General features: G+C 35.9%; 5 protein-coding genes. 1 reads left to right on the top strand and 4 read right to left on the bottom strand.

The features are described 5' to 3' along the window. Window positions 1–105: 105 nt before the first annotated feature. Entirely contained in the window at window positions 106–444 is a 339-nt protein-coding gene (locus tag QZ136_RS13230) for a hypothetical protein (protein WP_291404393.1), read from the top strand. 109 nt (window positions 445–553) lie between these two features. Here the strand turns inward: QZ136_RS13230 and QZ136_RS13225 are convergent, their stop codons facing one another. The 4 genes from QZ136_RS13225 to QZ136_RS13210 all read right to left on the bottom strand — a co-directional run bounded on the left by QZ136_RS13225 (window position 554) and on the right by QZ136_RS13210 (window position 13,126). After that, window positions 554–1,918 carry a hypothetical protein gene (locus QZ136_RS13225; protein WP_291404391.1) on the bottom strand — a complete coding sequence of 455 codons (1,365 nt, stop codon included), beginning with the start codon at window positions 1,916–1,918 and terminating at the stop codon, window positions 554–556. 471 nt (window positions 1,919–2,389) lie between these two features. Continuing rightward, window positions 2,390–3,067: a transposase gene (locus QZ136_RS13220; RefSeq protein ID WP_291404389.1), complete on the bottom strand. Its 678-nt coding sequence runs from the start codon at window positions 3,065–3,067 to the stop codon at window positions 2,390–2,392. Between the two features lie 484 nt (window positions 3,068–3,551). Continuing rightward, entirely contained in the window at window positions 3,552–4,469 is a 918-nt protein-coding gene (locus QZ136_RS13215) for a hypothetical protein (protein ID WP_291404387.1), read from the bottom strand. 53 nt (window positions 4,470–4,522) lie between these two features. Beyond that, window positions 4,523–13,126, bottom strand: coding sequence for a LamG-like jellyroll fold domain-containing protein (locus QZ136_RS13210; RefSeq protein WP_291404385.1), 8,604 nt, complete (start codon window positions 13,124–13,126; stop codon window positions 4,523–4,525). Window positions 13,127–13,132 lie beyond the last annotated feature (6 nt).

Genomic DNA, 13,132 nt, shown 5'->3' with positions numbered 1-13,132 from the left:
ACTGAATCAGGTAGAGCGGCTAATAGAAGGGTAGTGATATTGGTGAAATAAAAATTATTGATATTAATAAGAAAGACGCTTATGTTTTGGAAGAAATTTAGTTTTATGAGCAAAAAGGACACCAAGGAGATAAGCGTCTTTTTGCTTAAAGTAGAATTGACCTATAAAACGGTTGCACAAGTATCCTATAAAGATGAGCATGGTAATGTAAAAATTGTTCGTTTTTTTGATAATACATGGTCAAGGGAAGTTCTCAGTTTTAGCGATGATTTTGAAGATCTTTCTTTTAAGTTTTTTGCTCATTCGCCTAATTTGGTAAAAGATGAGCGAGTGAAGTTGACTATTTCTTTAAAAGGTGAAATACACTTATCTCAAGAGTTTATTGTGGATAAGGATAAAGATTTTACAGGCTGGTTGTCTGTTCAATGTGACATGAAACAATAAAATGTGTTCAAATTATTCTTAATTAATGAGAGCTTCGATTTAATTTTGATTTCTCGATTATATTTCGTATATTATATGTATAAACCCTCTGAGCGAGGGTTTATTTGTTTTATAAATTCAAGCTTTTCATTAATTTTTCTAAATCCTTGGCTTTTATATCAGGGTTGATATAGTAGTCCATCATACGTTTATCCTCAATATTGGAGGATCTAAAAATCAGATCTTTGGAGTCTAAATCCCTACGTAATTTCTGATTAATTGCGCCGATAATACGATACCTTATTTGTCTTTGATTATCGTAAGTTTTGGTGCTTATTTCCAATAAATTATTGAGCTCAATGCTACTTATTTTTATCCCGATAGTTTGATTAATGAATTTTTTTACTACCAATAATTCTACCTCTGTCAGGGTATAATCTTCCATCTTAAGATTCTTTCTTTTACGATAGTATAGGAAGCTCGCAGTAAGCATTAAAAGTGTTGTTAAAGCGATTCCAATGTTTCTGTTTCTAAAGTCGTTGTATCCATAAACCTGACCTATTATGCTAGATTGATTTACCAATGAGTCAACAGAAAGGCTATCGAAATATAATTTATCTATTTTTCCGGGACTTGCCATGCTTCTGGAGAAGATTTTTCCATTTCGAAAGTAAAGCTCGGAATTGTTCAAGTAAAATTGATCATTTGTTGATTTATGCTCAAAAAGCACATTTTCAAATGGCTCGGCGATGTAATATTTGGAATCGCTATTGTCAAAGATTAAAAATAAATATTTACCCGTCCAGATTGTCCGATAATTATTTTTGGCAAAATCAATTATTGGGTTACTTAAAAATCCCTTTTCTTCCCAGCTATCGTTTTTAAACGAGTATACTCTAAAGGGTACCTTATTGTTTTTTAAGTTCTCATCCACTTCTAGAAAAGATGAAAAAAATGCGTCTTGCTCTTTTGAATAGCCACTAAACTTATTTTTACTTGGGTGTTTATTATCTTTTTGTAATTTGTAAAATGCCCATTCAGATGTTTGCGGATTATAATAAGTGATGATACTATGTTTTAACCAAAAACCTTCACCACCGATAGAAAAAAGAGTATCCTTTCTAAAAAACTGGCTTGCATTAAAATTGTATCCTCTAAAAAAGGTCTGGTCAAGGCGATTAAGCTTTAAATTAGGTAGATCTAAACTGTAGATCTGCCCCGTCCCTGGGATAGTGATAAGTAAAGAATCGGCTTGGTAAAAGGCATTTACTCCGAAATCGCCAGGCAGCTCTGATTTTATGGATTCCCAATCTTGGATTTTGCCGAGTTCTAATTTTAGTTTGTTTGGGGCATCTTGACTTAAAATCCCTGAATTTATGTCAATTTTGAATAAAGAATGGTCAGGACTAATCCATTGAAAACCTTTGTGCACTTGCCCAAAGGCAAATGTTGAAAGACTAAGGATAGTGAAGAATATCGCGTAACGTTTTTTCATAGGTAAATCTATTCAAATATAGCCTTTGTCAATTAAATCTTATTCGCGATTCCCTCATAACATCTAACATGAAAGAGGGGAATAATTTTTAATGACTTTACGATCTTATTGCCTAATAATAAATTTGTTGTTAAAAATATCAATTAAATCAAAAAAGGTCTTTGAAATCATGTTCAAATAAATCTCCATGTAGAAATGTATTGTCAAATAGGGGATATTTGATAATTTAAAAGCGATATTTTTTCAGGTATTTATTTCAAAATAAGGTCTAAACATGGTTTTTGATTATGGAAACCCGTAGAGACACACGGTCGTGTGTCTCATAAATCATCATTTCATTGATTCAGTAGAGACACACGGTCGTGTGTCTCATAAATCATCATTTATTTGATACGGTAGAGACACACGGTCGTGTGTCTCATGAATTATCATTTTATTGGTGGGGGGAAGGAGACACACGGCCGTGTGTCTCTACGACGGCGGTTTTGATTTATAAAATTTATCTTCAATCCATTTGTCTGGATTATTTTTTATGTAATTTGAAATATTATCATATTCAAACTGATTTCTAATGATGTGGTCGTGATAATTGGGTTGGAAAAAATGGTTTTTTCTATTGTATTTTGGAATGGATAAATTATGTTTATCAATAAAATCATTGATTTTCGTATTTACGGCCGATTTAAAACCCGCGATGAATGATGATATGGATTTTGGTAATCGTATTGGTGGATTTCGTTTAATGGGTATCGTAGAGACACACGGCCGTGTGTCTCCAACGTTATCGTTTATTTTATTTGGTGTAGAGACACACGGCCGTGTGTCTCTACTTGTTTGATTGTTAATGGAGACACACGGCCGTGTGTCTCTACTGATTTCAACAATGCCATGTAAATGATTAGGCATGATTACAAATTCGTGTGACATTAATTCTTTTCTAATGTCAAATGATTTAAACCATTCCTGTTCAACGATTTCGCCGAAACTTAATAGATTTACACATGCCTTATCACCGATATTTATAATTTCTGCTAGATTACATTCCCTGTTTTGTGTAACAAGGGTCAAAAAATAAAAAGCATCTGCCGAATAGTCCCAATCAGGTTTTCGGTGTGATGCTATTCTATATTTATTTTTGAATTTATTCAATTTCTATTTAATCCTTTGATTTATTTTATTAAATATAAATAAAATAAATTATCGAAAATGGAAATTAAATGCGGTAGAGACACACGGTCGTGTGTCTCTAATATGGTTATTTATTTGGTTCGGTAGAGACACACGGTCGTGTGTCTCATAAATTTATCATTTATTTGGTTCGGGTTTGGTAGAGACACACGGTCGTGTGTCTCATAAATTTATCATTTATTTGGTTCGGTAGAGACACACGGTCGTGTGTCTCATAAATCATCATTTTATCGATGGGGGGAGGAGACACACGGCCGTGTGTCTCTACGATTTCATTTTATTGATGGTGGGAAGAGGAGACACACGGCCGTGTGTCTCTACGAGTTCAAAATCACCTTGGACTACATCTTTGCAGGTTGATTTCTTTTTGCATCCCAAAAACAAAAATAGAATTATTAAACCGATAAATAATTTGAATTTGTAATTCATGTTCAGTCTGTTTTAATTATTTTTCTTTCATTAAAATATTGATCAACTTCCATTCGCTACCAATTGTAGCAATGTAGGAGCCGGCACTCAAATTGGAGAATAATGCTTCCCCATTAATAATTTTTTTGCTCGCTATTGTTTTTCCATTGCTCGTGATTTGCACCTCGCTTCCCTCGCGTTTTGACATCACTTTTATGGCTCCGGGGGCATAGCAAACGGCATCTTTCTTGTAAAATAGGGTGGGGTCTGCCGACTTACTTACCTCAACTTTATAATTCTTTAGAGTTGATTCATCTTCGGATAGCACCTCGTAACTGACTGGACTTACAAAATTTTTGAATAGATCGCCCGAATTCAGAATGATTCTATTTTCAAAAAGACTAGCTCCTTTACTAAGGGTGAAAACGGGTTTAAGGTTTGACAATGAATAGCTCTCTGAAATATTTACCTTGACTAAACCATTGCTAATAATTGATGATAAACTCGGGGTGTTCATAAAACCAAAGGATAGTATTTCGGCAGCACTATTGAGTGAAGGTTCAGCAATGCTATAGGATTGGAACAGATCACCTTTGTGTTCATTCATCACAAATATGATCGGTTTGCTTACCGAAACGGTTTTATTATTGGCACTATCATATAATTTGAATGTAATGCTTTCTCCTTGCTTATTAGAAAATACGGTGAGGTAGGCATAATAATTCTTCTTGCTAGCAACATAGGTAATGCCGCTTACACCACGGCAAACATTCCCAACAAATGCCGCCACTTTATCCTTGCTATTAATTAATTGTTTGCCATCTACATTTAATTTGGCTATAAAAGTCATGGTGTATTGATAATCATTTTCATTTACATTCCAATTGGGGCTTTGTGCAAATGAGCTTTGGGCCGAAATCACTAAGAGTATAAAAGAGACTGCGATTTTTTTCATGTAAAAAGCGGTTTTATCTTTAATCGTCATTTTTAAAATTGAATAAATGAGCATTAATTTTTTATTAATTTTTTAGTGATTAGCTTATCTCCAAACTGGATTTGTAAGATGTAAACTCCAGGAAGCACATCAGTTTGTATTTTTACACGCCTATCTTCATCCATCACCTTGAAGGTGCTTTCAGATATTTTTTGACGGAACATGCTGTAAACTGTAATGGTGGCATCTCCCACATCATAGCCCTTGAAAATAATTTCGAAATCTTTGTCGAAAGGATTCGGGAAAACACTAACCTCATCTTCTGGGAATTCAATCACAATTGGATTTAAAATGCTTCCCAAGATGGCATCTGGTGCAAAGTTTATCATTTTATTGGTGATTTTGGCACCACTTCCAAAGCCTATATGTGCGATGAGGTTTTCAGATTTATCACCGAAAATAGTAATGAAAGCGAGCTCTTCACCTTGTATGTTTTGTGTTTTGCTGATCCCTCTTAACTGCCCTGATTCATTGTAAAAAGCTAGATCTTGGTATCCTTGAGGAATTTTCACAATGGCACTCATGGTACTTGGAAATTTGGCGAAATCATTTGGACGTGCAATTTTTTCATCCTTTAAATTGCTGATTTTTATATCGTCTTTAAAGAGCCCTTTAGAAGCAGTTGTTTTTGCATTTAATCGGTTTAGATACTCTGGATAGCTAAAGCTTTGAGCGGTATTTGTTTTCACCATATAGCCTTCGCCAACTTTTAGGTAGCTTAATGAGCCTTTCCATCCAACTGTAGGACTGTAAATTGCGAATTCTGATTGCGATTTAATGAGGTCGCCATCACTTGCTTTGTAGTTTGCTAAAGCATCTCCAATAGGGATATTTTTTGAGACTACGTATGGAAGCCAATTCCAATTTTGATTTAAATTGATAGACCACGTGTTTAGGTCGACCGGTACACCCTTGATATTTAGTTTTTGCTCTTTTGATAATTTGATTTTATACATTTTATTGGTAGAAATGCCGCCATTATCAGAAATGCTTCCAAACCAACCATTGCTGGCAGTATCGAGTGCATTGTATTGATAGGCATCAAATCGGGCAGGTGAATTGGATTGTATTAAATCTGATGTATTTAAAGAAAGCGTTTTTGTAAGGGCATTCAAATTGCCAAATCTAACATCAGTAACATTAAAGGAGGTCCAAGTCCAACCTTGATTGAAGGAGATTTGCTGCCCAGTTACTGCGGTATTTACGAATGTGGCTGGAGTGGTATAAGTGCCAATAATATCGTCTTGCACAAATGGAATACTGAAATTACCATTTAGCGTAGCCTCTTTTAATTTACCATCTGAGGCATCCCAAATATAAAACATCACATTTTCTGTGCCAATGGAATTGCTGTAAATGGTTAAAAACACAAAGTATTCGTTAAAACTTTGATCGAACATAAGGTTGGCCATTCCACGAACTTCACCATTAACGATTGCTACTACTTTATCATAAATATCGTCAGTAAATAAACCATTTAGCTTGATTTTGGCGATTACGTTCATGGATTCGCTAAACTTACTCGGGTCTAGGTTTAAGATAGGCTCTTTCTCTAATACTCTCAAATCCAGCTGAATTTTATTATTATAGTTATAATTGGTGCTTAGCGATAAAATGGCATTGTAATTTCCTATTGCCAAATTATTATCAACTGTTGCTTTCAAGATAAGGCTTGTATTTGGTGCGATAGTACCTGATCTTGAAGAGAGTGTTAACCAGGTAGGCACATCAATAGAATAAGGTTGTGGTAGTCCGCCTTGGTTAATTAGCGTGATTTCAAAAGTTAAATTCTCATTTGATCTCTTCATCAGGTTAACAATATCGTCATGCCCATCTACGAACCATTTTGTTGGGTTTTTGTTGATGAAAGCTTGCCAAGTAATTGGAGATAATTGCCTATTATCTGCCATATCATTTAGGTTAGCCACAACGATATCAGCAACTTTGCCTTCTACACTTGCCCAATCGGTAATTTGAGGTAATAATATTATCTCATCTACATTTATAACTGCCTCAACAACAAGAGATTCTGTAGGTCTGAAAGGTTTAATACCAGGTGTGATATCCGTATAGGAAATTGGCTTATTTAGTTTAGCATAGGTGCTTATTTTTTCAAATGCATTTTTTGGATAATAGTATTTTGGCCCATCAGTGATGCTTACTTCAGGTTTGTTGAAGTTTGAGTAAAGAAGTAAGCCTGTGCTACTAAAATCTACTTCAAAATAGCGGTCCGACTTAATTTGTGCGCCACTTCTGGCCATATTCCAAATACAAAGTTCGTCTATTTGTCCGTTGAAATTATTGGTTAATGGGAAAGTGTTTGCTTCAGTTTTAGTTAATTGTGCACCTATATTAATAACAGTGCCACTAAATCCTCCGAGATCAGTACTTGGGTATGAAGCGGTTTCATTCCCATCTATATACATTCTAACGGAACCATTTCTAGACAAACTCATGGCAATATGATGCCAACTATCGTCGTTTACTCTGCTGCTACCAAAAGAAAACGTTCTTGTTTCAGCTTTTAGCTCAATACTTCCAGCAGAATTTAAATTGATTGACCATTTATTACGGTATCCATTCCCTTCTGTCAAATCGTAATTGCTATCAAAACCATTTGATAATAAGGTTCCTGTATTAGTTTGGCCACTTTTCATCCAGAAGGAAACTGTCGCATCCATTTCTTTGGAGATAATTACTCTAGATACAGAATCGAGTTTTAAATAATTGGTGCCGTCAAAGTTGTAGGCAGTACCTTTGGGGAAAATATCCCAATTGGTGCCTGCTAGAGCTAGATGTTTAAATCTTGCTAAATCATGTGCAACAATTCCGTTACCTTCATTCATTGGCCAGAATCCCTTCAGACCTAATTCATTGCCATTAAACAGGGTATTCATATTTATAACGGCTTGTTCTCTGGTAATATATTTTCGCCAAAATCTCAAATCATGCAGATTTCCCTTGAAGGTATTTCCACCGATTATGATTGGGTTTTCATTGGTGAAATTCAAAGTTGGGGTTGTTATGCTCCGCCTTTCGGAGCTATTTTCAAAAATGCTTAGTCTTTTGGCTGTCGCATCATAAGAAAGAGCATAGTAATTAAATGTGGTATCATTTGCTATTGTTGTCCTGATATTTTGTCCGCCAATAGTATAGCTTAAATCATTATCTATCAGTTCAATTTTAATTCCGTTAGCTTGGCTAAGTAGGGTTGAAGTACCTGCTGGACTAGTATTCTTTAACCAGAACTCAATGGTGAAATCACCGGTAGAGATAGCTGGCTTAGCTATAGTTGCGGTATTGGTTGAGCCGTTAAACGCTAGCGAGACTTCATGATTTACCGGCAATTGGTTTTTTTGTACTTTAAATTCAAATCTGCTTACGGTGCTATTGGTTTTAACGGGTTCATTAAATCGCAATTTAATATCGTCTCCTAAATTTAAGATGCCGCTTGTTGGTGTTGGTGTTCCAAAAAGCACAGGAGATGTAAGATCTACCTTACCTTCTACTATTTCCGATTCGTAAGCTGTTTGGTTATAACAACTTGAACGAGCTCTCAGTTCATAAACTCCATTAGCCAAACCTTTAGCAGCAATGTCCCAAGCATAGTTTAATTCAGTGCCATTAATTAGCTCAATATCATTATTTCCGCCTCTTCGTGCAGCATCAAAATCCTGCTGATTCTTAAAATATGTTTTTAATCCAGTCCAGTTTGGCGTACCTTTTAATCGATATTCTAAATTTATTTTCTCAAAATTGGCGAAATTAGCATTAAAGCCACCCAATTTGATGTTAACAGGTTTAGTTTTAAGACTATCAAGGTCGGCCGTATTTCTATTGAGCAACCAATTGTTTGATGGAGTCATAATTGTAACTGGAGAGCACGCAGGCACGAAACTAGCAGATACCAATACGTCGTCTACTGCATTCCCATCACAAGTTGACTCAAGTACCACACGAATGTTTTCATAATCAAACTGATCTTGTTTTACCTTTTTTAAGGTCATGGTGTACAAAACTGTTTGCCCTGCTGGCACATTAATTAGGGTTCCATTGGGCTCAATATTGATCAAGGCATTATCAGGATTAGTGCTTTGATCCACGCTAAGTTTGAATGTTGCGTCTTTATTAATATTACTTGTATTTCGTAGTCTGAGTACAAATTCGGCATTTCTGCCTTCGAAAATACCTGAAACATCAGCAGCTGTCACGGTTATTTCGGGTCTTTCTAATGCGCTTGTTGCGATGGATAGGGGTACACGTTGATTATCTTCAAGATTTTCAATTAATGCTTGTGGATTAGTTGCATTTGGGTGAGTTGGGTTGTAGAAATTAGAGAGCTCAGCTCCTTCATTAGGGCAAGAAGTTTCGCCACCTTTGGTGATAAAAATCGGACCATTGCCATCAAAAGCATTAATAACATCCACGCTTAGTAAATTGCCTGTATCGCTATCTTTAAGTGTATAAGAAATATTTGTTGTTTCATCGCTTGAGTCTTCCTCCGACGATTCCAAGCCAGTTCCAATGCTTGTAGTACCATTTATTTCAATACCTGTTTGATTTTCTTTGGTCCCATATTTATAACCAATAGTGCTGTTAACATCTACGGTATAGGTGATGGAATTAGCAGTTAAACGTTCTATCTGATTGCCTTTTGTAAATTCTCCCACGCCAGCATCAAAGGATATATTTTCAGAAAAAGTAGCATTCAATAAATTCTTAAGTTCTTTGGCTGAGTTTGACAAGGTATTGGTTTTGGGGTCCTTAAGACTTTCAATAATTGAATCTAAGGATGATTTAAGCTTATCTCTGTCATTAAGAGCTTGATATTTCGACAGTTCATTATTTAAAATTACCTTTCTCCAGAGGTTAACTGATGATTGATAAGCGTTTCTTGAGAGTACGCCATCTCTATTTTCTATTAATGTTCCTGCATCTATTTGTCTGATAAATTCCAAATACTTAGGAATTAGCTCTTCTAATATGTTGCGTTGGGAATAAACAAATAATGTTTTTTCTGGAGCATCACTAAAATACAAGGCTTGATTAACTATTGGATAAACATTTGATACGTTTGATCCACTTGGGCGTACCACTTTAATTGGCTGGGAGCTATTACTCGTTGTTGATGCAACCAAATTGTTATAGGTTCCATAAAACTGATTTGCAGAGGTTCCGATATATAAATCGGCATCACTGCCAATCCAATCTGGGTCGTCACTTGTAGAAATGGTTTGATTAAAAGTATAAGTATTGGTTACGCTTTTTCCATCGCTTGACGATTGAGACATGCTAATGCCTTGGCTTATATCATTTGTGATTTCTGATTCTTTAACAACCACTGCAACAACGGTTATGGTTGTACCAATTGAGAGAGCAACATTTGCCTCCGTATTATTGTTCGCACTCAATGAACTTTCTTTGGTAAAGCTAAATGAACTTCCTTTTTCAATGCTTGCAGAGCTCTCTGAACCAGGAGGGTCACGCAAAACAAAATCAGGTATTTCAGGGCCAGCAGTTACGAAAGTTTGTGTGCCATCTGCAGCACCTCCCAATAAAATCCCCTCAGAATTATAATTTTCTAATTGAGTTTCAATTCCATTGGCTCTATATTTTAAATCAATTGTTCGTTTATATCCCGCATTGGCATCAGTATTCGGTATTCCGCCTTTAAAAGAATAAATTAGGATGCTTGGGTCTTCTGACGAAACCTCTGTTTTCACACTATTTTCTAAAGCTAAATTATTAGTTGCAATAATTTCACCTCCTTCTACAGGAACAGTGCTAATTACAGGATTGGTAATACTATTGTCGTAATTAGCATAACGTTCTTGGCCTTGTATTTCAATGGTATATAGACCAAATTGGCTATAGATTGGCGTCTCTTGATCTTCTGCTATGGTATATGTTTGTCCATCTGCAGTTATTTGCGAATCTGAGCTTTGGCTTAGTACCCTATAAATTGGTGTAGCTAAATGTGTGAATTTAAGAATCTCCTGGTAGGGATTGCCTGTAATTGTGGTGCTTCCTTGAGTAAATGTTGGATATTGCAAGGGTTTAATCGTGCTAAAATTGATTGCTCTATCTTCACTTAGTAGCGGTTTATTGTCGGGTCTTATTCCGCTAATAAATGTTAAATCATTTTGAGACAAAGTATAATTTAGAGGTAATAATTTGACACGATATTCTCCTGTTTGATTATTTGTTTCAAAACTGGTTTTGTATTCGGGTGTAACACTTGTGGCTCCAGTAGGCATGTGACCAAGGGTTATTCTTGCTTTACCAATGTTATTGTCGGAGGTGTAAATAACTTCTCTTTCAACATCACCTCCATCTCTGTATTCATGTTTTTTTGTCCCGTCATATCCAAAACCAAGTGTCTGTTCAGACTGCTTGTTACCACCAACAACACGCCCAATAACTATCACTTTGGTCGTGTCAATAAATGTGATGGGCTCATCGCGATCTTCAAAAAAGTCTTGATAGGTATTGGTATAGGTTGTGTCCCTATTGACTATCGATCTAATTCGAGCAGGATATCGGCCTTCCAAATCAAAGGTATGACCACTTTTACCGATGCTTATAGCATGTTGTCCAATAGGTACTTCTATCGTAAACCTTCCATTAATATCGGTAACAATAGGAACATTATTGGCATCAATTGCTGGTACATTATCTATGTTTACTGAAACTCCTGGTACAGGTATGGGGGCATATCTTCGCAGACTAAGAATCGTGCCTGCAGCATTTTTCTCAGCCCAATACTCGCCTTTTTGATATTTAAGATTGCCTACAGTATAGGCATTATAAGCCTCATTTTCTTTGATATCACCAGTTATTGGCGCATCAGATGTTTGTGGGAAAACCCCTCTGCTATCATAAACTACAAGTCCTTTAAAAACAAAAGAAGATTTGTCTATAAAATCTACATTATTAACCACCGTAGATCCTGAACCCAAAAATGCCAATTCCTGCTTCGGATTAAATTCATGCTTTCCTAAAGAGGGAACAATGGTAAAAGAATCGCCATTACCACTATAGGGAACAGATGCAATTACATAATTTCCAAATTCATCCGTTACACCCAAAATCCCCAATTGACTACTGGTAGGGATGTTATTGATATCGTCTTCATTATTAGCCCAAGTAGGTACTATGGGCGAATTACTCAATTTAGCATTATTGCCGTGAAAGTTGAAGCCAGTATGCGCTAAATCGTAGGCAAAATCACCTGTTTTTTCGTTAGCTTTTATGTAGGTGTTCAAATATGCTTCATTTCCCTTCAAATAACGACGAAAATCGCGTTGAATTTGTGCGGGACTTAAAGCTGTCTCCCACACCCTAAATTCATCTAAAAAAGCAGTGGTTCTTCCACCCATTTTGAAATTCGACCAGTTTAGAGATTGTCCAGAAGTAGATGTATTTAGCCTAACAGTTCCGCTAGTAATATCCACTCTAACGGGTGGCAGGCCTTTTTTGGCCTGTATGCTAGTCATTTTATCTCGGTAAGCAGCATTAATTAAGCGCCCATTAATATAAAATTCAGCAGGTCTGTTATCCCTTATTACCACACTAAAATGGGTGAATGATGTACCCATGTTCTCAATAGGGACTAAAATATCATCTCCCTTATTATCGATTTCGCCATTTGGATAATACCCAAAAACAGTTACATATTCATTACCCAATAACATTTGAATATATCTTTCATTTTGCATGCCGGTGGCTAATGAATAAGTTAATGGCTGACTTGCATCATTTTCTAACTTGTAAATAACCAATTGATCATTCCAAGAAGATAATTGATTCTCTGGTCTTACCCATGCTTGTAAAGTTATGGAGTCTTTAAGACTTTTATTTAATTTAGGGACTGAAATATAACCGCCAGCAGGTACTTTTAAGGAGCTTCCAAAACGTAATGAACTTCCTGTTGGGTTAGCGGTAATTAACACATCTTTAACCGGATTACCCCCCGTATAGGCTATATTTCCAGTGATTACACCTGTTGGATTTCTATAGCCAATTCCAGTAATAAAGTTCGAATAAAGGAGTTCTATGCCATCTGCCTCAACTCCTTTAGCAAAAATTTTATAACGATATAGTTTTCCACCCTCTACATTGGTATCAGAAAAAGTTCCCACATCTCCAGCTAATGTTTTTAACGCTTTTCCCCAGTTAGGCTTTTCGCTACTAATGTCTTCAGTACGGTAAACCGTAAGACTTATTATTTTATTTTGATTCTTTTTTATATCCCAGTTTATCTCAATTCTATCACTATAATAACCTTTGGAAACGGTAAATGCATCCTCCGAAAAGGTATTGTATAGATACCGTATCCCCCAGGGGAAACCCAAATCCTTGATATAATTCTGTGTAGATGCACTTGCGTCTGTACTTCCTCTTTTTAATCCCATGTAGGGCATTCCTACCTGCATACTCATACTAGAGATGGTAAAAGTTTTACTTACTCCATTTACTGGTTTGGTAAGGGTAAGCCCCAAATTCTCTTTTTTAGAGGATGCGGCACCGATTGCAGATTTAACGCCTGATTTTTCTTGGGCAATTAACGTGCTATAACAGCCTAAAAATAAAAGGCATAGTACAAGAATGTTTTTCATTGTATT

Origin of the sequence: Daejeonella sp., from assembly GCF_017495225.1 — a bacterium.
Lineage (GTDB): Bacteria > Bacteroidota > Bacteroidia > Sphingobacteriales > Sphingobacteriaceae > Daejeonella.
Note: the sequence above shows the minus strand (reverse complement) of the source record. Positions and strands in the feature narration are given on the sequence as shown.

Bases quoted from the DNA above. Each gene is read 5' to 3' on its own strand.
- QZ136_RS13230 (WP_291404393.1), top strand. From the start codon at position 106: ATGAGCAAAAAGGACACCAAGGAGATAAGCGTCTTTTTGCTTAAAGTA.
- QZ136_RS13225 (WP_291404391.1), bottom strand. From the start codon at position 1,918: ATGAAAAAACGTTACGCGATATTCTTCACTATCCTTAGTCTTTCAACA.
- QZ136_RS13215 (WP_291404387.1), bottom strand. From the start codon at position 4,469: ATGAAAAAAATCGCAGTCTCTTTTATACTCTTAGTGATTTCGGCCCAA.
- QZ136_RS13210 (WP_291404385.1), bottom strand. From the start codon at position 13,126: ATGAAAAACATTCTTGTACTATGCCTTTTATTTTTAGGCTGTTATAGC.